Here is an 18,942-nt window from a genome sequence, read left to right on the forward strand (position 1 = left end):
CAAGTGATCGACTTCATCAATCCTGTATCTTCGAGAAATCGGCGACGGTGCGCGTGGCGGCGCGGATTTCATTGAGCAGCCTGAGGCGATTTTCGCGAATCTTCGGATCGGCGTCGTTGACCTTCACCTGCTCGAAGAAGGCATCGACGGCGGGACGCAGCTTCGCCATCGCGGACATCGCGGCGGCGAAGTCTTCGGTCGCAACGGCGGCGCTCGCCTCACGCTTCACCTGATCAATGGCAGCGCCGAGCGCCTTCTCTTCGCCCAGCGTATAAAGCGAGGCATCCGGCGCGCCGTCGAAGCTGCGCTTGTCCTTTTTCTCCTCGATGGCGAGGATGTTAGAAGCGCGCTTGGTGCCCGACAGCAGGTTCTTGCCGTCGTCGGTGTCGAGGAATTTTCCGAGCGCCTCGACGCGGCGGACGATCATGAGGAGATCGTCCTGTCCTTCCAAAGCAAACACCGCATCAACAAGATCGTGCCGCGCGCCCTGCTCGCGGAGCTGAACTTTGAGACGATCGGCGAAGAAGATGAGGAGGTCTTTCACAAAAACCGCTGCGACGGCACTTTCAAGTGCCGCTTCAATGGAATGAGAGCCGCCGTACTGATTCAGCCAACGCTGTCGCGCCTCACCGACGAGATCGGGTTTCTGTTCCTCAAGTAAATTGAGTGCTTCTGCCGTGATATGACGGAGCTTTAGCTGAAGACCGTTGTTTACCACCAGCCTGATCACCCCGAGCGCCGCCCTTCGCAGCGCATAGGGATCCTTGCTGCCGGTCGGCTTTTCATCAATCGCCCAGAAGCCGACCAGCGTGTCGATCTTGTCGGCGAGCGCGACCGCGATGCTCACGGGATCGCTTGGTACGCGGTCGTTCGGGCCCTGCGGCTTGTAGTGCTCCTCGCAGGCGGCGGCGACGGACGCATCCTCGCCCTGCGCAAGCGCATAATATTTCCCCATCAGCCCCTGCAACTCGGGGAATTCGCCGACGACTTCGGTCAACAAATCCGTCTTGCACAGCCGCGCGGCGCGCTTCGCCTTCTCCACGTCCGCACCGACCAATGGCGCGATCTCGGCCGCCAGCCGCTCGATGCGAGCGATGCGCTCCGCTTGCGTTCCGAGCTTTTCATGAAACACGATCTGCTCGAATTTCGGCAGCCGGGCTTCGAGCTTTGTCTTGAGGTCTGTCTCGTAGAAAAACTTCGCATCCGCCAGCCGGGCGCGAATGACGCGCTCGTTGCCCGCGATGATCGCCTCGCCGCCGTCCGACGCTTCGAGATTGGCGACGAGAAGGAATCGGTTGGCGAGTTTTCCCGATTTCGGATCGTTGACGACAAAACACTTCTGGTTGTTGCGAATGGTGGCGCGGATCACTTCGCCCGGAATCGACAAAAATTCTTTATCGAACGAACCCATCAGCACCACCGGCCATTCGACGAGACCGGACACCTCATCGAGCAGCGCCTGATCCTCGACCAGCTCATAGCCTTGCGCGAACGCCAGTTCTTTCGCGTCAGCCAGGATGATATCCTTGCGCCGCTGCGGATCGAGCACGACCTTCGCGTCATGCAGCTTCGCCTCGTAATCCTCGAAGCGGCGCACGCTGAATTCGCCCGGCGCCATGAAGCGATGCCCGCGCGTCGCCTGCCCGGCTGTGATGTCGGCGACGTCGAACGGCACCACCTCCGGCTCCTCCGTCTCCATGCCGAAAGTCGCGATGATGGAATGCAGCGGCCGCACCCAGGTCAGAGCGCCCGGCTTCGCCGAGCGCTCGCCCCAGCGCATCTGCTTCGGCCACGGAAAGGTGCGCACGATCACAGGCAACAATTCCGCCAGCACGTCGATCGCGGGCCGGCCCGGCCTTTCGATCAGCGCGACATAGAAATCGCCCTTCTTCGGATCGCGCTGGATCTTGGCCTCGTCCAGCGATGTCAGCCCTGCGGCTTTCAGAAAACCCTGCACCGCAGCGTCGGGCGCGCCGACCTTCGGCCCCTTGCGCTCGTCCTTGAGATCGGGCTGGCGCGCGGGAATGCCGTGCACGGTGAGCGCGAGGCGGCGCGGCGTGACGAAGGCTTTCGCACCCTCATAGACGAGCCCCTCGGCGACGAGCTTGTCGGTGACCATCCGGCGCAGATCGTCCGCCGCCTTCGCCTGCATGCGCGCGGGAATTTCCTCGGAGAACAGTTCCAGCAGAAGATCAGGCATCGCTTAGACGCCGCCCGCGTCAGTATGCAGCCATGCGTCGCCGCAAGCTTTCGCCAGCTCGCGCACGCGCAGGATGTAGCTTTGCCGTTCGGTCACGGAGATCACACCGCGCGCGTCGAGCAGGTTGAAGACGTGGCTCGCCTTGATGCACTGGTCATAGGCCGGCAGCGCCATCAGATGCGCCGCGCGCTGGCCGGGCTGTTTCGGATCGTCCCGCCAGCCGGCGTCGAGATATGTCTTGCAGGCATTCTCGGCCATCCTGAACTGCTCGAACAGCATCGCGGTGTCGGAATGCTCGAAATTGTGCCGCGAATATTCCTGCTCGGCCTGCAGGAAGACGTCGCCATAGGTCACTTTCTCCGCGCCCTCACGGCCGTTGAAATTGAGATCGTAGACGCGGTCGACGCCCTGCACGAACATCGCCAGACGCTCCAGCCCGTAGGTGAGTTCACCCGCCACCGGCGCGCATTCGACGCCCGCCACCTGCTGGAAATAAGTGAACTGGCTGACTTCCATGCCGTCGCACCAGCACTCCCACCCCAAACCCCACGCTCCCAGCGTCGGGCTTTCCCAGTCGTCCTCAACGAAGCGGATGTCGTGCAACGCGCTGTCGACGCCGATTGCGGCCAGCGATTTCAGATAAAGGTCCTGGATATCAGGCGGCGACGGCTTGAGGATGACCTGAAACTGGTAATAGTGCTGCAGGCGGTTGGGGTTCTCGCCGTAGCGCCCGTCCTTGGGCCGGCGCGAGGGCTGCACATAGGCCGCGTTCCAATGTTTCGGACCCAATGCGCGAAGCGTGGTCGCGGGATGAAAGGTGCCCGCCCCGACCTCCATGTCGTAGGGCTGCAGGATGACGCAGCCGTAATCCGCCCAATAGCGTTGCAGGGTCAGGATCAAACCCTGGAACGAGCGTTCCGGGCGCATATGCGGAGGCAAGGGGTCCATTCGTCTTTTTTGGGGATTAGCAGAAACAGGTCGGCGCTTCGCGACCGTATCGGCGCGCGTTCCTCAAATCAAGACGATGACGAAACCTTGGCTAACCGAAACCCCCTGGATACGGGAGAACCGCGGCGAAGTCGCGCGGCCATCCTGCGAGCATTGTCGCGGAAGCGGCGACCTGCGGACCAGCCGGGCTTATCAGTCAGGCCGGTAGGCGCCGGTGCGGGAATCCCGCCGCAGGGTCGGGATATCGCGGCGCGCCGGCTCGGCGACGCGGGCCATCCGCGCTTCCTCGAGTTCCTGATTAATCCGCCTGGCGGTGTTGTAGAGCCAGCGGACCGCGACCAGTCCACCCAGAGTAGCTGCGAGTGCAATCAGCGGCGGCATCGGTCGATCCCCTTCTTTCGTTACGGACCCCATACAACAATATTCTCGCCTAATCCGATCGTTCCTGCAATCGCCGTTTCGCGGCCAGATAAGCTTGGGAATGTCCCCGGAGCCGGCTCAAAGACCGAATCTGGCCCAGATTGCGCGCGTTTCGAGCGCGGAAATCAGCTCGTCCGGCATCCCCGCCATGCCACCTTGTAAGGTCAGGGTCCCGGCGCCTGCTTTACGACCCAACAGTCCCGACAACAGACCGGTCGAGGGCGCTATCAGCGGTGTGCTCACCTTATCTCCAAACCGGGCCCGCAGCGTCGAGCGAAGATCGCCGATCCCGTCCGCAAGACCGAGCGCGACCGAACGCTCGCCGGCCCAGTATTCGCCGGTGAACAAAAGATCGTCCGCTCCTTTCAGCCGTCCCCCGCGGCTCGCCTTCACCAGTTCGATGAAGGTGGCGTGGATCTCGCGCTGGATCGCTTTCAGCCGCGCCACATCGTCGGGATTCTCCGGAAGAAAGGGATCGAGCGTCGCCTTGTGTTCGCCTGCGGTATACAGCCTGCGCTCGACGCCGATTTTCCTGATCAGTTCGGTAAAGCCGAAACCGCCTCCGACCACGCCGATCGAACCGAGGATCGACGAGGGATCGCAGAAAATCTCGTCGCCCGCGCAGGCGATCATGTAACCGCCCGAAGCGGCGACATCCTCGACGAACACCAGAACCGGAATCTCTTTCTCCCGCGACAGTTGCCGGATGCGCAGATAGATCTGGCGGGACTGCACCGGCGATCCGCCCGGCGAATTGACCACCAGCGCCACCGCCTTGGCGTCAGCAACCGCGAACGCCCGCTCCAGCGTTCGGGCGACGCCCGCCAGCGTCATGCCCGGCCTGAGCGGCGTGACCGCGCCGATCACCCCGGACAATCGCACCACGGGCACCACGCTGGTCCCGCGCCGCCATCGCCTGGGAATGAGCTTCGTCAGCGCTGTTTTCACCCGGCTCATGGCGTTTTCCTGGGTTTCGGCCATTTCATCCACTATTCAATCGCCCGATTAACATGCACACGTATCTATCTACGAGGGACAACCATCGGTAGCCTTCATGCGACAATTCGTCAGAACCGCGCCGGACAGCGAGCGCGGCCTGCAAGGGACGTGAAGGCTTGCCGGGCTCAGGCACTCGGACTCACTGGAATCCACCCTTGCCGGCAGGAGCGAAGGCCAGCGCCTCGCCGCCCGCGAGAGATCCCTGAGCCTCCTTATCGGGCTGGCCCATCTCGTCGCTCAGCATCAGGCCCGGACAAAGCCTGAGCGGCGCCCGGCTCCCTTTGATTGCGCGAACCAGGATGCGGATCGCCGGCCTGCGCGGGTCCGGATGCACGGGCCGGATAGCGATGCCCCCAAAGCCGCGGCCAAGCGCGCCAAGCACCTCCGCCAGTCCGTCGCTGCGCCAGATCAGGCTGAGCGCGCCTCCGGATTTCAGCATCCGCCGGGCGGCGTGAGTCCAGATGTCCAGGGTCGAGGGGTCCGCGACATGGGCCGCGCGACGGCTCTGGTCCGGCGATGGCCGGTGCCGTGCCGCATCGTTGAAGGGAGGGTTCATCAGCACCCCGTCGGCGCTGTCGGGACCAAGACCGGCGGCGGCGAAAGCATCAGCCTCCGCCGCGATATCGAGGACGCAGACCCGCGCAGCGAGGCGATTGAGAAGCGCGTTGCGGCCCGCCAGACCGGCGAGGGTTTCGTCACGCTCGATCAGCACCAGATCGATGTTATCGATCCGCGTCGCCACCGCGAGCCCGGCGGCGCCGACGCCCGCGCCGAAATCGACGATGCGATCGCCGGGTCCGCCCGGCGTCGCGGCGGCGAGCAGCATGGCGTCGTGGCCGGCGCGATGACCCGACAGCGGTTGATACAGCCGCAACCGCCCACCGAGAAACGCATCCTCGCCAATGTCAGATTGCGCGCAGGTCATCAGCGTCGTCGGGGCGCAATTCATGAGCCAGCCCGGCTTCGGCGAGAAGCCGCCGCGCCGCGCGATTGTCGCCGTCATTCACCAGAACGCGGCGAGGCAGCACCCCGAGCGACCCTTCGAGCACGCTCATGTTCTGGTCCAGCACCAGATGAAAAATCCCCGCGCCGTCCAGCAGCGCGCCGACCGCCGACACCAGCACCATGTCGTTGGTTCGAACCAATTCCTGCAACGTCATGCTCCCGCGCACCAAGCGTCGCATCCCTGTGGCCCATGTCAACGACTCCCTGTCAACAATTACCTGCGCTTGCCGGGCCAACCAGCACTTTCTATGGTGCAACGGTTAGAATGAGACGAAATTCGAAAATCGGAGATCCTCAGCTTGGCGGTCATCGTCCCCTTCGAAAGCCAGCCGGCAGGCTCCATCGACCAGCTCGTCGAACTCGTCGCCGCCGACATGGAACGCGTCAACGCCACCATCCTGTCGCGGACCGGATCAGACGTCACGATGATCCCGGAAGTCGCCAACCACCTGATCTCGTCCGGCGGCAAGCGGCTGCGCCCGATGCTGACGCTGGCGATGGCCAATCTCGCCGGCTATGCCGGCGAAGGCCATGTCAAGCTCGCGGCCTCGGTGGAATTCATGCACACCGCGACGCTGCTGCACGACGACGTGGTCGACGAAAGCGAGCTGCGCCGCGGCAGGCTGTCGGCCCGCATGGTGTGGGGCAACGAGGCCAGCGTTCTCGTCGGCGACTTCCTGCTCGGACAGGCGTTCCGCATGATGGTCGAGGTCGGCTCGCTGCGGGCGCTCGACATCCTGTCTTCGGCAGCGGCGACCATCGCCGAGGGCGAAGTCATGCAGCTTGCGGCGGCGAAGAACACGGCTACGACCGAGGACGAATACCTCGCGGTCATTCGCGGCAAGACGGCCGAACTGTTCGCCGCGGCCTGCGAGGTCGGCCCGGTGCTCGGCGGCCGTCCGAAGGCCGAGCAGACGGCGGCCGCGAGTTTCGGCATGAATCTCGGCATCGCCTTCCAGCTTGTCGATGACGTGCTCGACTACGGGGGCAAGTCGGCGAAGCTCGGCAAGAACGTCGGCGACGACTTTCGCGAGGGCAAGATCACGCTGCCGGTGGTGCTGGCGTTTCGGCGCGGCAATGATGTCGAGCGCGAATTCTGGGTGCGGGCGCTCGAGCAAGGCAAGATCGGCGACAACGATCTCAATCACGCCATCGGGCTGATGACCAAGCATCGCGCGCTGGAGGATACCCTCAACCGCGCCCATCACTACGGCGCGATGGCGGTCGATGCGCTGGCGCTGTTTCCGCCGTCGCCGATGAAGGGCGCGCTGGAGCAGGTCGTGGCGTTCTGCCTGGCGCGGTCGCACTGACGATCCGGCGCGATGATCTCCGCCGGTGTCAGGGAATGACAACCCTGAAATGCCTCACGAACCTCCGCCCAGCGTCCCCACATGAACCCACCATTGCGGGCGATCGAGCCGGATCGTCTGCGCGGCATGATGCGCGGCCGCCTCGTCGTCGAAGATCGCAAAGCAGGTCGCGCCCGAGCCGGACATCCGTGACAGCCGCGCGCCGGTCGACCGCAACCGCGCGAGCACCTCGCCGATGACAGGCTGAACGCGGATCGCCGGTGCTTCGAGATCATTGGCGCCGTCCGACAGCATGGCGAGCCAATCGTCCACCGGCGCACCGGCCTCCGGCCACACGATGGCCTCGATCAGGTCATTGACGCCGACATTCAGTTGGCCTTTGCGAAGGCCGAGCGCGGCGAATACATCCTTTGTGGCGACGGGAACGCGCGGGTTGACCAGCACAGCGGGCATCGCCGGCACATCCAGCGGCAGCAGCGATTCGCCGACGCCGGTCATGACGCAGCTTTCCGAGCGGACACAGACCGGCACGTCGGCGCCGGTCAGTCGCGCGGTCTCGATCAAGCGCGGATCGTCGATCGAAAGACCGTTGGCCCTTGCCAGAAGCCGCAACGCCGCGGCCGCGTCCGCCGATCCGCCGCCGATGCCGGCGGCGACCGGCAAATACTTGTCCAGCGCGAAGGCCCCTGCTTTCAGGTCCGGGATCCGCTCGCCAAGCAGCCTTGCCGCCGTCAGAACGAGGTTATCGGCTGTCTGACCGCACTCCTGCGCCCGCGGACCAGCGGCGACAAGCGACAGCTCCGCACCCTGCGTCAGGGTGAGACGATCGACGCAATCGGCAAATGCCACCACGCTTTCGAGATCGTGAAAGCCATCGGCGCGCCGGCCAACGACCCGCAGGGTCAGATTGACCTTGGCGCGCGCCGTCTCGCTCAGCGCCGGTGCGGCCGTTTCCAGATCCGTGGCGCCGGTGACGATCATGACGGATGACAAATCCAAAAACGCGCGCAAAATCAAATGATTTCTGCGATCGCGTTCGGCGCGCGGCCCAAAAAAATTTCGGCGGAGACATCGTGACACTCTTCTCGACCACGCGTCTCAGCCGCCCTTGCCGGCGTCCTTTTTCTTGTCCGCCGAGGCGGCGGACGGCGTATCGTCCGCCGGCAGGCCGTTCTTGATCTTGGCCTCGATTTTCGGCAGTTCTTCCTGTTCCGGCTTCAGATCGCGCGCATGCGCCCACTGAAATTTCGCCTCCAGCGTCCGGCCGACGCGCCAGTAAGCGTCGCCGAGGTGATCGTTCACCGTCGGATCCTCGGGCTTGAGGTTGATGGCCCGCTCCAGCGTCTTGACCGCCTCCTCATAATTGCCGATGCGATAATAGGCCCAGCCGAGGCTGTCGACGATATAGCCGTCGTCCGGCCGCTGATCGACGGCGCGCTTGATCATCTTCATGGCTTCATCGAGATTGAGGCCACGGTCGATCCAGGAGTAGCCGAGGTAGTTCAGCACATGCGGCTGCTCGGGTTGAATCTCGAGCGCCTTCTTCATGTCGACTTCCGCCTTGGCCCAGTTCTTCGACCGTTCCAGGCAGATCCCGCGGAAATAGTAGTAGACCCAGTTCGGCTTGTCCTTGGCTTCGGCGATGACGTCGATGCCTTTACCGTAGGTCTTCGCACAATCGGCGAACTTCTTGCGGCCGCGCTCGACGTTGCCGAGCGCCATGATTGCCTCCAGGTCGTTCGGGTCCTGCTCCGTCACGCCCTTGAGAATCTTGATCGCCTCGTCGCTGCGATCGACGGCGTCGAGATTGGTGGCGAGTTGAATCTGGGCATTGCGCCGCAGCGGCGATCCGGCTGGCACACGCTCATAAACGCCGATCGCCATCTCCGGCTTCTTCACCGATTCATAGAGGTCGGCGAGCGACAACAGCGCCATCGGATGATCAGGCGAGAGATAAAGCGCGAGTTGCAGATAGACCAGCGCCAGATCCTCGCCGCCGCGCCGGGTCAGGGACGCGCCGATGCCGTAAAGAGCTTCGGCGGCGCCGGTCTGCGGCGAATTGACGAGCTGCGGCAGCTTCTTGCGAGCCTTGAGCTCCTTGATTCCTTCCTGAATCAGAGGATGCCGCGCCAGTTTCTTGTCGAACGACTCGTACACGGCGAGCGCCGCCGCGGCGTCCTTGTTGCGCGACAACCACCGCGCATAAGCATCCGACACGCGGAGCGCCGAATCGTCGAGCTTGTAAGCGCGCTCGAGACGAGCCCCAGCCTCTTCCTTCCGGCCCGCAAGATCGAGCAGCATCCCCGAATGCAGATCCTTGAAGATCGGGTACCATTCGGGACCTGTCAGCGCATCGATAAGAGCGACGGCCTGCCTGGTGTCGCCGGCGCCATAGTCGGCCCATCCCGACAGCAACGTCGCCACCAGGTCGGTGATCGGTCCGCGAATGGACAATTTGATGTTTTTCCGGGCGGCCGCGTATTTTTTCTGCTTGAGATTATCAACGCCGACGACGAGCCGCGCGACGCGGTTGGATTTGTCGATGGCGAGAATGCGATCGGCCAGCTTCACCGCGGCGGCGATATTGCCTTCGGCCAGCGACGAGATGAACGCGCGATCCAGAAGCTCGTTGTTTTTCGGATCGGTGCGTAACGCCGAACGATAGAACGTCGCCGCGGACCTGGCGTCGCGCTCGACGCTGGCATGACGCGCGGCGAGATAGCTGCCCGACGTCGTCATGCTGCGCAGATCCTTGGCGCTGGGAAATGGCGAGGTTTCGGTCGGATGGTCCGGCGTCTGAGCCGCCAGCGGACCAGACGGAACCAACAACGCCGCAGCGGCAACAGCCATCGCCAGGCGATTGAAACGAATGGACAACATCGGGATGCGCAGCTCCAGATTTCTTGGCACGAACATCAGGGTTTCTCGGTACGCAACCCGCGCCGGCACCATTGCATGATCCGCTTCCAGAGTCCTTGACCGCTTCACGGAAACGGTGGAGGATTCCAGTTCTTGATTGACGCGTTTCTTCAGGCGAACCGAATTCCACTTCGCTCGAAAACGCTATAACATTCGCGCCACGTTTCAGCCAGCCGCTTGCATCTTCGAGTGTGGCGTCATCATGGCCGCGTGCATGGCTCGCGGGGGCGGCAGATTCACATCGCCTCGTAGTTGGGTCCGCCGCCGCCCTCCGGCGGCACCCAGGTGATGTTGCCGTTCGGGTCTTTCACGTCGCAGGTCTTGCAGTGGACGCAGTTCTGCGCGTTGATCTGATAGCGTAGGTCCGAACCATCCTCGACCCATTCATAGACGCCGGCGGGACAGTAGCGGCTCGACGGCCCGGCATAGACGTCATGTTCCGAGGTTTTGTGCAGCACCGTGTCGGTGACCTTCAGATGAACCGGCTGATCCTCCTCATGATTGGTGTTGGAGAGAAACACCGACGAAAGTTTGTCGAAAGTCAGCTTGCCGTCCGGCTTCGGATAGGCGATCCGCACATGGGCTCTGGCCGGATCGAGCGTCTGACGATCGGGCTTTGTGTGCGGCCAGGTTCCCAGCAGCGAGAATCCGAACAGCGTGTTGGTCCACATGTCGAGGCCGCCCAGCGCCACGCCGGCGACGGTGCCGAACTTCGACCATAGCGGCTTGACGTTGCGGACCTTGAACAGGTCCGTGCCGATCGCGGAACCGCGCCAGGCATTCTCGTATTCGGCGATCTCGTCATTGGCGCGTCCGGCGCCGAGCGCCGCGGCGACGTGCTCCGCGGCAAGTATTCCGCTGCCCATGGCGTTGTGAACGCCCTTGATGCGCGGAACGTTGACGAATCCCGCCGCGCAGCCGACCAGCGCGCCGCCCGGAAAGCTCAGGCGCGGCACCGACTGGTAGCCGCCCTCGGTGATGGCCCGCGCGCCATAGGCCAGCCGCTTGCCGCCCTCGAACACCCCCCGGATCGCGGGATGGGTCTTGAACCGCTGGAACTCATCGAACGGCGACAGATATGGATCGTCATAGTTCAGGTGAACGACAAAGCCGACCGCGACGCGATGGTCGTCATAATGATAGAGAAACGAGCCGCCTCCGGTGGAATTGTTCAGCGGCCAGCCAAACGAATGCTGGATCAGCCCGTTGCGGTGCCGCGCGGGATCGACCTGCCAGACCTCCTTGAGGCCGATGCCGAATTTCGGCGGGTCGCTGGTCTTGTCGAGCTGGAATCTTGCGATCAACTGCTTCGACAGGCTGCCTCGGGCGCCTTCCGCGAACAGCGTGTACTTTCCGAGCAGTTCCATGCCGCGGGTGAAGGAACTTTTAAGCGAGCCGTCCCGCGCAATGCCCATGTCGCCGGTCGCGATGCCGCGCACCGCGCCGTCATCGTCATAAAGCACTTCCGCCGCCGCGAAGCCGGGATAGATGTCGACGCCGAGCGCTTCCGCCTTCCGCGCGAGCCAGCGGCAGACGTTGCCGAGCGAGCCTATGTAGCAGCGATGATTGTTCATCAGCGGCGGCATCAGGAAGCCCGGCAGCCGGATCGCGCCGCCACGCGTCATCCAGTAGAAGCGATCGTCCCTGACCTTCGTCTTGAGAGGACAATCGGCATCGTCGCGCCAGTCCGGCACAAGTTTGTCGAGCCCGGAGGGATCGATCACCGCCCCGGAGAGAATGTGGGCGCCGACTTCCGACCCTTTCTCAACGACGACGATGCTGAGACCGGAATCGAGCTGCTTGAGCCGGATCGCCGCCGACAGGCCCGATGGCCCGGCGCCGACGATAACGACATCGAAATCCATGGATTCGCGCGGCGGCAATTCGTCGCTGCTCATGATCTGCTTCCGCAACCGGCGGCCTTCGCGTTTGTAATGCTCCTGCGGCTTGTTGTTTCCGATTTTCTGCCCGAGAACAACCGGGGAAAGCACCCCTCCGGCGTTCCACGCAAACCTCTTCGCAGCTTACCCTTCGCGAGTTAGAGCATGGTCCCGACCCGAAGGGCCGCGCCAGCGCAAAGTGGGAACCGGTTTTCGCCAACATGACATCAGATCACTCGACCACTGTCCGGGAACTTCTGGCCTTCTATCTCGAAGCGGGGGTCGATTGCGCGCTGGGGGACGAACCGGTCGACCGCCTCTCCACGCCGGATCTTGCCCCCCCGGATCTCGCCCCGCCGAATATTGCCACACCCGCTCTGGCCCCCGGCCGGCCGATCGCCGCGAAAACCGGAGCCGCTCCCATTGCGGCGACACGGCAGCCGTCTCGCCAGACCGCCACGGCACCACCTCGCGCCGGGATCGCACCGCCACCGGACGTCGCAGCCGAACACGCGCGCGAGGCCGCCCGCACCGCTCCCTCGCTCGAGGCCCTGCGCGCCCTGCTCGAAGGCTTCGAGGGCTGCGCGTTGAAATTCACCGCTTCGCGGCTGGTGTTCGCCGACGGCAATCCGCAGGCGCGGCTAATGTTCGTCGGCGAGGCGCCGGGACGCGACGAGGACATCGAAGGCCTGCCGTTCGTCGGCCGATCAGGCCAGCTTCTCAACCGGATGATCGCCGCGATCGGCCTGAAGCGCGGCGACGTCTACATCGCCAACGTCATTCCATGGCGGCCGCCCGGCAACCGGACGCCGACGCCGCAGGAGACCCAGATCTGCCTGCCGTTCATCCGGCGCCAGATCGAACTGGTGAACCCCGACGTCCTGGTGACGCTCGGCAATCCCTCGACGCAGACGCTGCTGCAGACCCGCGAGGGTATCATGAAGACCCGAGGCAGATGGTTCGATTACGACACCGGCGCGCGAACGATCCGTGCGATGGCGACGTTCCATCCGGCCTACCTCCTGCGCTCGCCGTCCTACAAGCGGATGGCCTGGCACGACCTGCGCGCGATCGCCAAAGCTCTGGAGGATACTGAAATTAAAGCTGAGCAGCCGGCCTCCACCTGAGAGACAGCGTCACGGCGCTTTCGGGCGGACGATGGCCCAGCCGATCCGCAACAATGGCAGCCGGCCGTTGACGAGACGATCAAACGTGCGCGGAATCTCCGGAACGATGCCCGGAAACCGCTTCACAATGGCTTCGGGCGGCGTGCCCGCGGTGTCGGACGCTCGCCAGACCACGACCCCGCCGAGTTCGGTGAATTTCGCCGGCGTTATCCACGGCGTGCGCCTGGAATCTTTATGTTTTGACGCGTTTTCTTCACGCGAACCGGATTCCGCTTCGCTCGAAAACGCTATAGGCGCCGCGTCGAGCAGCAGATGCGGCCGAGACGGACCGAGCGCCACGAGGGCCGCCAATTGCGGATCGCCCGCGACAGCGTGCAGCGGACGGTTGGTGCGGCGCTCGAAACTCTCGCCGAAATAAGCGCCGATGGCGGACGCCGGGAGGGATGTCGCAACCTCGGTATTGGTAAACCACGGCTGACCCACGACCATCGCAACCACGGCCAGCGCCGGAGCCACGACGGCGGTGAGCCACGCCGCACGCAGCAGGCGCAGCCTATGCAGATGGATGAGATCGCCGGAGAGCAGCACGATCACCAGACCCGACATCGACAGCGCGATCGGCGCGCCGCCGATGACGTGATCGACGCCGGACAGCGCCGCAACCAGGCTTCCGCCGAGCGCCGGCGCGAGCGCGAAGACGTAGACGAATATCTGCGCCAACGGATCCACCGGCGGCCGCACGATGACCGGCGCGTCCTCGGAGGCCCGGTTGACGAAACGGGAATTCAGGACGACCAGCAGCACAAGGCCGGGAATCGCGAGCAGGAGCGAAAGAAGCAGGCCGCCCCAGCGCAACAGCTGATTCAGTTCGAGACCATCGATCCACGGCGGCGCGCCGAGTGCGTCCGCGCGCACCAGCCAGATCAGGTAGGGCAGCGCAAGCACGGCGATCACCAAGAGCGCGAACAGCGAATCGACCGAGCTCAGGGCATTTCGTCCTCGCTCCGTGGCCAGCGCAAACACGGCCAGCGCCAGCAACAAGCCGGCCGCGTCCGGCGTGGTCAGCAACAGCAGGCCGGCTTCGATCGACAGCGCGAACCAGGCATTGCGGCCCTGCCCGATGATCCGCCAGGCATGCAGCAGCAGCAAAGACCATAGAGGAAGGGCGAGCACCTGCGGGCCGAATGTCAGGCTCGGAGCTCCGAACGCGGTCACCGTCATGGTCAGCAGCAGGGCAAGGACCGCTTGCTGGCTGCCGACGATGGTACGGGCCAGTTCAAACAGAACCCGGAAGGCGACAATGATGCAGAATTGCGACAACAGGTAGATGCCGAACATGTGGCTGCCGGCCGCTCGATAGGCGATGTCGGCGAGCCAGAACGCCAGCGGCGGCCCGAGATCGGTTCCGACCTGATATTCCCGGCCGAACGCCAGCGCGGTCGCGAGACCGTCTGGCGGCCCCCGGTACAACAGCAGCGGCACGAGCAGCCACATCGCCGCCTGAAACAGCGCCACGATCCAGAATACCAGAAGCGGCCTGGCGCGGATCAGTTCGACAACCAGCGATGTGAAACGCATGAAGGACCTGATGGCGACGGGTCTTGCGGAGCTCTTGAGGCGCGCCGGAGCGAAGTGGCTGCGAGTGATAAGGCGCGTGTACCTTTGAGGCAACCGGCCTGCCCAGGGCATTTCCCTTCTGGTTGAATCAGAAGCGAAGCTCTGGATTATTGTTTTGACGCGTTTTCTTCACGCGAACCGGTCCCCACTTCGCTCGAAAACGCTATGGTCAGATGACAGCCTCGACCGCTACCGTGGCCGACGTTTCACTGATGGAAGCGCTTGCTCCGGCGAGCAGCGCGCGATGACGCTCGCGCGCGGCGACAACCGGGGCGAAGAAACTGCGATGATGAGAGCTTGGCCCAAGACGGCCGAGCGCTTCGAGATGGCCGGGGACCGCGTAGCCCTTGTGTGTCTCGAAGCCGTAGCCGGGGCAATCCCGCGCCAGCTTGCACATCAGCCGGTCGCGCGTGACCTTGGCGACGATCGAGGCGGCGGCGATCGACAGCACCAGGCCATCGCCGCCGATCACCGGCTCGCACGCGCAAGCGATATCTATTCTGTCGCGCCCGTCGACGAAGACGTGCTTCGGCGTGTCCGGCAGCGCATGAACCGCGCGCGCCAGCGCCCACAGTGATGCGCGCAGGATATTGTCGCGGTCGATCCGCTCGATCGGCGCGCAGGCCACCGCGAAAGATGCGGTCGCCACGATCTCCTCGAACAACTCCTCGCGGCGCGCGGCGGTCAGGCGCTTGGAGTCGTCGATGCCTTTGGGAATATGGTTCGGGTCCAGCACGACCGCGGCGGCGACCACCGGCCCCGCCAATGGCCCGCGCCCGACCTCATCGCAGCCGGCGACCGGCCAGACGCCGCACTCCATCAGGTCACGCTCACGCATGAAACTCGGCGCAACGTTGATAGTCCCTGCTTTCAGACGACGCTTCGGAGGCGTTGCGCGAATCATGGCGTGATGGTGCGGTGGACCGCCCGACGGCGCAACCCGCAAACGGCGGATTATTCCCGCAATTCGCTTCCGTCCCGCATCGGATTGTCGTGCCCGGCAGCTATTCGTGAGGCCACCCTAAACATTTCAACATCACAAGAGAACAGCCATGAACGCCTGGGGACTTCTTGCCATCAGCATCGTCGCCGAAGTCACCGCAACAACGCTGCTCACCAAATCCGAAGGCTTCGGCAAGCCGGTCTACGGCGTTGCCGCGCTGGCGATCTTCGCCGGCTGCTTCTGGGCGCTATCGCAGGTTTTGACCCGCATTCCGGTCGGCGTCGCCTATGCCATCTGGTCCGGGGCCGGCGTGGTGCTGATCTCGCTGATCGGCGCCATATTCCTGCGCCAGTCGCCAAGCATGATCCAGATCCTGTTCATCAGCTTGATCGTGGTTGGCGCGGTCGGTCTCAACCTGACCACCAGCGTGTCGCAATGACCATCGTTTCCTTCTGACGAGATACCGCGTTCGCCTCCACCCTGACACCGTCAGAACAGGCTCAACTGCTGCCCGCTACGTTTCGGCCTGGCGAAATGGTCAGTCGTCAACTTCGAGCGCTTCCTGTTGAGCCCAAGCTTCTCGCAGGCGATCTCGAAGCGGCGGCCGATCATCCATGCGATCGGTCCCGCGCCCTTCATCCGCGCGCCCCATTGTGAATCGTAATCGCGGCCGTTGCGCATGTCGCGGATCATCGTGAACACATGACGATAGCGATCGGGATAGTTCGCCATGAGCCATTCGCGGAACAGGTCGCGCACTTCCAGCGGCAGCCGCAGCAGCACATAGTTGGCTTCCCTGACACCGGCATGGGCGGCCGCATCGAGAATCCGCTCGATCTCGCTGTCGTTCAGCACCGGGATCACGGGGGCCACCATCACCGTGGTCGGAATGCCTGCTTCCGACAGCTTGCGCAATGCCTCCAGCCGCCGCATCGGCGTTGACGCCCGCGGCTCCATCGAGCGTGCGAGCCGGGCGTCGAGCGACGTCACTGAAATCGCCACCTTGGCGAGATTGCGCTTCGCCATTCGCGCAAGAATATCGATGTCGCGTGTCACCAACGCCGATTTCGTGACGATGCCGACCGGATGCGACGCACGCTCCAGCACTTCGAGGATGCCGCGCATGATCCTGCTGCCGCGCTCGATCGGCTGATAGGGATCGGTGTTGGTCCCGATCGCGATCATTTTCGGCTCGTAGCCCTCAGCGGCCAGTTCCTTCTCCAACAGGGCGGGCGCGTCCGGCTTCGCGAACAGCTTCGATTCGAAATCCAGCCCCGGTGACAGGCCGAGATAGGCATGGGTCGGCCTTGCGAAACAGTAGACGCAGCCGTGCTCGCAGCCCCGGTAAGGATTGATCGAGCGGTCGAAACTGATGTCGGGCGACTCGTTGCGGGTGATGACTTTCCGCGCGGCGTCGACAGCGAGCGTGGTTTTGAACGGCGGCAGATCGTCGAGGCTTTGCCAGCCATCGTCGAATGCGGTTCGCGCCTCCGCCTCGAATCGACCGCTGACATTGGATTGCGCGCCGCGTCCCCTCCGCCGCTCGCGATCGATCGCGACCTCAAGCTCGGCGAAGGATGACGCGAACGCCGATGCGGGAGGCGACGTGACGACCGGGTTTCTGCGGGTGGCGGGCGAGGTTCTGCTCATGGCGGAACAATAGCAGCCACACAGAACAAAGCAAGAACATATTTCGAGCCTTTCCGATCGGGCGGCTCAGGCCGACGCTCCCCTCGCCTTCGGGCGGCGAAGATGTTCGTCCAGCCGCGGCATGATCTCGACGAAGTTGCAGGGGCGGGTGCGGTAATCAAGCTGGTGCGAGAGGATGCCATCCCAGCCGTCCCGGCAGGCGCCGGGAGACCCCGGCAAGCAGAAGACGAAGGTGGAACCCGCGGTGCCGGCGGTCGCGCGGCTCTGTATCGCCGAAGTGCCGATCTTGGCGTGGCTCAGCATGTGGAAAGCAATCGAGAAGCCATCCATCCGCTTCTCGAAGAGCGGCTCGACGGCCTCGGGGGTAACGTCGCGCCCCGTGAAGCCGGTGCCGCCGGTGGTGATGATGACGTCGATACCGGGGTCGGCGATCCATTTTTTGATCAACGTGCGGATCGCTTCAACATCGTCAGTGACGATCGCGCGCGCGGCCAGCTTGTGACCGGCGGCGGTGAGCCGCTCTGCCAGCGCCGCGCCCGACTTGTCCTCCTCAAGAGATCGCGTGTCTGACACTGTCAGCACCCCGATGTTTAGAGGAACGAACGGCTTCGTCTCGTCGATGGCCGGCATGGCGACTTCTCACTCACAAATCATCCGTCGCGAAGGTGTTGCAGGCCTGCACGGTGCCCTGCTGGTAACCGGTCATGAACCAGCGCTTGCGCTGCACTGCGGAGCCATGTGTGAACGAATCCGGCACCACACGGCCCGTCGACTGGCGCTGCAGCGTATCGTCGCCGATCGCCGATGCCGTGGTCAGCGCGGCTTCGATGTCACCCGGCTCCAGGAAGTTGGGACGTTTCTTCGCCTGGCGATTGACCCAGACGCCAGAAAGGCAATCCGCCTGCAGCTCGACCCTGACCTGCAGCGCGTTCGCCTCCGCCTTGCTGCCGGCCTGCTGCTGCAATCGGGTCACGCGCGGCAGGATACCGAGCAGGTTCTGGATGTGATGCCCAGCCTCGTGCGCGATGATGTAGGCCGCTGTAAACCGGCAAGCGCTGCCCGAGCAGCCGCGAAAGCGCGTTTCCACCTGCTTGAAGAACTCGGTGTCGAGGAAGATCTGCTTGTCCGGCGGACAATAGAACGGCCCCATCGCGGACTGCGCCATGCCGCAGCGGCCGCCGTTCGTGGCGTTACGGAACAGCACGATACGGGGCCCGGAATAGCGCTGCCCACTGGCCTTAAAGATTTCATCCCAACGATCGTCGATCTCGCCCAGCACGCCGGAAATCATGCTGCCCATCTCGTCGGTCGGCGCGCCGGGCTTGCCCTGCGAGCCGCGGCCGTCCGTCTGATAGCTCGGCGCCTGACCGCCGCCGGTCAGGATTTCCGCACCGCCGATCAAAAGGCGCGGATCGATGCCGAAGGCATAGCCGACAATGCCGAGTATGAGAATGGTGCCGATGCCGAGACCACCGCGCCCTCTTGGAAAGCCGAACCCGCCGCCGCCGAAGCCGCCTTGCCCGCGACGGTCGTCGATGTTGTCGCTCCGGCGAAAATCATCATCACGCATGAGGTTCGTCCTCGTGTCCGATCGATCGGTCACCTGCCCGCAAGTGGCGGCGCCCAGCTAAAATACTCATCTCGTTAATCAATAACCTGCCCGGCAACAATTGCCTATAGCGTTTTCGATCGAAGCGGGATCCGGTTCGCGTGAAGAAAGCACGCCGAATCAATAACGGAGAAGAGTCTTCCGCCGGTTCCTTGGGACCCTCACGCCGCCATCCCGAATTCGTGGCGACCACCTGGGGCGAACGTCGTATTCGACGCGTGGCGCGGACAACAATTCTTTCAATGGAGAGCGCGGGTTTCAGGTTCAGACAAACTGTCCTGGAAGAGCTTTCCAAACAGCACGAACAACATTGCT

The 18,942-nt window shown here is 63.8% G+C and carries 17 protein-coding genes; 3 read left to right on the forward strand and 14 right to left on the reverse strand.

Features of this window, described 5'->3' with window-relative positions:
- Window positions 1–16 precede the first annotated feature (16 nt).
- The 6 genes from glyS to NWI_RS13465 form a co-directional block, all read right to left on the reverse strand.
- Entirely contained in the window at window positions 17–2,200 is a 2,184-nt protein-coding gene (gene glyS / locus NWI_RS13440; protein WP_011315789.1) for a glycine--tRNA ligase subunit beta, read from the reverse strand.
- 3 nt (window positions 2,201–2,203) lie between these two features.
- Window positions 2,204–3,148, reverse strand: a complete 945-nt coding sequence (locus NWI_RS13445) for a glycine--tRNA ligase subunit alpha (RefSeq protein ID WP_011315790.1) — start codon at window positions 3,146–3,148, stop codon at window positions 2,204–2,206.
- A 192-nt stretch (window positions 3,149–3,340) separates the two neighbouring features.
- On the reverse strand, window positions 3,341–3,529 hold the full coding sequence (locus NWI_RS13450) for a hypothetical protein (protein WP_011315791.1): 189 nt from the start codon (window positions 3,527–3,529) through the stop codon (window positions 3,341–3,343).
- A gap of 117 nt (window positions 3,530–3,646) precedes the next feature.
- Window positions 3,647–4,525 carry a S49 family peptidase gene (locus NWI_RS13455; protein ID WP_011315792.1) on the reverse strand — a complete coding sequence of 293 codons (879 nt, stop codon included), beginning with the start codon at window positions 4,523–4,525 and terminating at the stop codon, window positions 3,647–3,649.
- 181 nt (window positions 4,526–4,706) lie between these two features.
- On the reverse strand, window positions 4,707–5,516 hold the full coding sequence (locus NWI_RS13460) for a tRNA1(Val) (adenine(37)-N6)-methyltransferase (protein ID WP_244374915.1): 810 nt from the start codon (window positions 5,514–5,516) through the stop codon (window positions 4,707–4,709).
- Complete coding sequence (locus tag NWI_RS13465) at window positions 5,473–5,721, reverse strand: DUF2007 domain-containing protein (RefSeq protein WP_041345650.1); 249 nt, start codon at window positions 5,719–5,721, stop codon at window positions 5,473–5,475. The genes NWI_RS13460 and NWI_RS13465 overlap by 44 nt, the downstream gene beginning before the upstream one ends.
- Window positions 5,722–5,871: 150 nt before the next feature.
- Here NWI_RS13465 and NWI_RS13470 point away from each other — a divergent pair, with 150 nt between their 5' ends.
- A complete protein-coding gene (locus NWI_RS13470) occupies window positions 5,872–6,882 on the forward strand; it encodes a polyprenyl synthetase family protein (RefSeq protein WP_011315795.1) in 1,011 nt (336 codons plus the stop codon).
- A gap of 54 nt (window positions 6,883–6,936) precedes the next feature.
- On the opposite strand, the gene NWI_RS13475 is transcribed toward NWI_RS13470, so the two are convergent.
- The 3 genes from NWI_RS13475 to NWI_RS13485 form a co-directional block, all read right to left on the reverse strand.
- Window positions 6,937–7,863, reverse strand: a complete 927-nt coding sequence (locus NWI_RS13475) for a 4-(cytidine 5'-diphospho)-2-C-methyl-D-erythritol kinase (protein ID WP_011315796.1) — start codon at window positions 7,861–7,863, stop codon at window positions 6,937–6,939.
- 117 nt (window positions 7,864–7,980) lie between these two features.
- Window positions 7,981–9,762 (reverse strand): tetratricopeptide repeat protein, encoded by a 1,782-nt coding sequence (locus tag NWI_RS13480; protein WP_041345651.1) that lies wholly within the window; start codon window positions 9,760–9,762, stop codon window positions 7,981–7,983.
- A gap of 275 nt (window positions 9,763–10,037) precedes the next feature.
- Window positions 10,038–11,699, reverse strand: coding sequence for an electron transfer flavoprotein-ubiquinone oxidoreductase (locus NWI_RS13485; RefSeq protein WP_011315798.1), 1,662 nt, complete (start codon window positions 11,697–11,699; stop codon window positions 10,038–10,040).
- Window positions 11,700–11,902: 203 nt separating this feature from the next.
- On the opposite strand from NWI_RS13485, the gene NWI_RS13490 reads away from it, so the two are divergent.
- Window positions 11,903–12,808, forward strand: coding sequence for a uracil-DNA glycosylase (locus NWI_RS13490; protein ID WP_011315799.1), 906 nt, complete (start codon window positions 11,903–11,905; stop codon window positions 12,806–12,808).
- 9 nt (window positions 12,809–12,817) lie between these two features.
- Here the strand turns inward: NWI_RS13490 and NWI_RS13495 are convergent, their stop codons facing one another.
- The gene (locus NWI_RS13495; protein ID WP_011315800.1) at window positions 12,818–14,386 is read right to left on the reverse strand and encodes a glycosyltransferase family 39 protein; all 1,569 of its coding nucleotides are present in this window, start codon (window positions 14,384–14,386) and stop codon (window positions 12,818–12,820) included.
- A gap of 208 nt (window positions 14,387–14,594) precedes the next feature.
- The gene (locus NWI_RS13500; protein WP_244374916.1) at window positions 14,595–15,329 is read right to left on the reverse strand and encodes a ribonuclease HII; all 735 of its coding nucleotides are present in this window, start codon (window positions 15,327–15,329) and stop codon (window positions 14,595–14,597) included.
- Window positions 15,330–15,477: 148 nt separating this feature from the next.
- Between NWI_RS13500 and NWI_RS13505 the strand changes: the two genes are divergently transcribed.
- On the forward strand, window positions 15,478–15,807 hold the full coding sequence (locus NWI_RS13505; RefSeq protein WP_011315802.1) for a DMT family transporter: 330 nt from the start codon (window positions 15,478–15,480) through the stop codon (window positions 15,805–15,807).
- 50 nt (window positions 15,808–15,857) lie between these two features.
- Here the strand turns inward: NWI_RS13505 and NWI_RS13510 are convergent, their stop codons facing one another.
- From NWI_RS13510 to ypfJ, 3 genes are all read right to left on the reverse strand, one after another.
- Window positions 15,858–17,018, reverse strand: a complete 1,161-nt coding sequence (locus NWI_RS13510) for a PA0069 family radical SAM protein (protein ID WP_011315803.1) — start codon at window positions 17,016–17,018, stop codon at window positions 15,858–15,860.
- Between the two features lie 66 nt (window positions 17,019–17,084).
- A complete protein-coding gene (gene moaB, locus NWI_RS13515; RefSeq protein WP_011315804.1) occupies window positions 17,085–17,648 on the reverse strand; it encodes a molybdenum cofactor biosynthesis protein B in 564 nt (187 codons plus the stop codon).
- Between the two features lie 13 nt (window positions 17,649–17,661).
- Window positions 17,662–18,588: a KPN_02809 family neutral zinc metallopeptidase gene (ypfJ, locus tag NWI_RS13520; RefSeq protein ID WP_011315805.1), complete on the reverse strand. Its 927-nt coding sequence runs from the start codon at window positions 18,586–18,588 to the stop codon at window positions 17,662–17,664.
- Window positions 18,589–18,942: the final 354 nt, after the last annotated feature.

Source organism: Nitrobacter winogradskyi Nb-255 (genome assembly GCF_000012725.1).
Taxonomy (GTDB): domain Bacteria; phylum Pseudomonadota; class Alphaproteobacteria; order Rhizobiales; family Xanthobacteraceae; genus Nitrobacter; species Nitrobacter winogradskyi.

Bases quoted from the DNA above. Each gene is read 5' to 3' on its own strand.
- ypfJ (WP_011315805.1), bottom strand. From the start codon at position 18,588: ATGCGTGATGATGATTTTCGCCGGAGCGACAACATCGACGACCGTCGC.
- moaB (WP_011315804.1), bottom strand. From the start codon at position 17,648: ATGCCGGCCATCGACGAGACGAAGCCGTTCGTTCCTCTAAACATCGGG.
- NWI_RS13455 (WP_011315792.1), bottom strand. From the start codon at position 4,525: ATGAGCCGGGTGAAAACAGCGCTGACGAAGCTCATTCCCAGGCGATGG.
- NWI_RS13500 (WP_244374916.1), bottom strand. From the start codon at position 15,329: ATGATTCGCGCAACGCCTCCGAAGCGTCGTCTGAAAGCAGGGACTATC.
- NWI_RS13485 (WP_011315798.1), bottom strand. From the start codon at position 11,699: ATGAGCAGCGACGAATTGCCGCCGCGCGAATCCATGGATTTCGATGTC.
- NWI_RS13505 (WP_011315802.1), top strand. From the start codon at position 15,478: ATGAACGCCTGGGGACTTCTTGCCATCAGCATCGTCGCCGAAGTCACC.
- NWI_RS13490 (WP_011315799.1), top strand. From the start codon at position 11,903: ATGACATCAGATCACTCGACCACTGTCCGGGAACTTCTGGCCTTCTAT.
- NWI_RS13475 (WP_011315796.1), bottom strand. From the start codon at position 7,863: ATGATCGTCACCGGCGCCACGGATCTGGAAACGGCCGCACCGGCGCTG.
- NWI_RS13460 (WP_244374915.1), bottom strand. From the start codon at position 5,516: ATGAATTGCGCCCCGACGACGCTGATGACCTGCGCGCAATCTGACATT.
- NWI_RS13480 (WP_041345651.1), bottom strand. From the start codon at position 9,762: ATGTTGTCCATTCGTTTCAATCGCCTGGCGATGGCTGTTGCCGCTGCG.
- NWI_RS13450 (WP_011315791.1), bottom strand. From the start codon at position 3,529: ATGCCGCCGCTGATTGCACTCGCAGCTACTCTGGGTGGACTGGTCGCG.
- NWI_RS13510 (WP_011315803.1), bottom strand. From the start codon at position 17,018: ATGAGCAGAACCTCGCCCGCCACCCGCAGAAACCCGGTCGTCACGTCG.
- glyS (WP_011315789.1), bottom strand. From the start codon at position 2,200: ATGCCTGATCTTCTGCTGGAACTGTTCTCCGAGGAAATTCCCGCGCGC.
- NWI_RS13495 (WP_011315800.1), bottom strand. From the start codon at position 14,386: ATGCGTTTCACATCGCTGGTTGTCGAACTGATCCGCGCCAGGCCGCTT.
- NWI_RS13445 (WP_011315790.1), bottom strand. From the start codon at position 3,148: ATGGACCCCTTGCCTCCGCATATGCGCCCGGAACGCTCGTTCCAGGGT.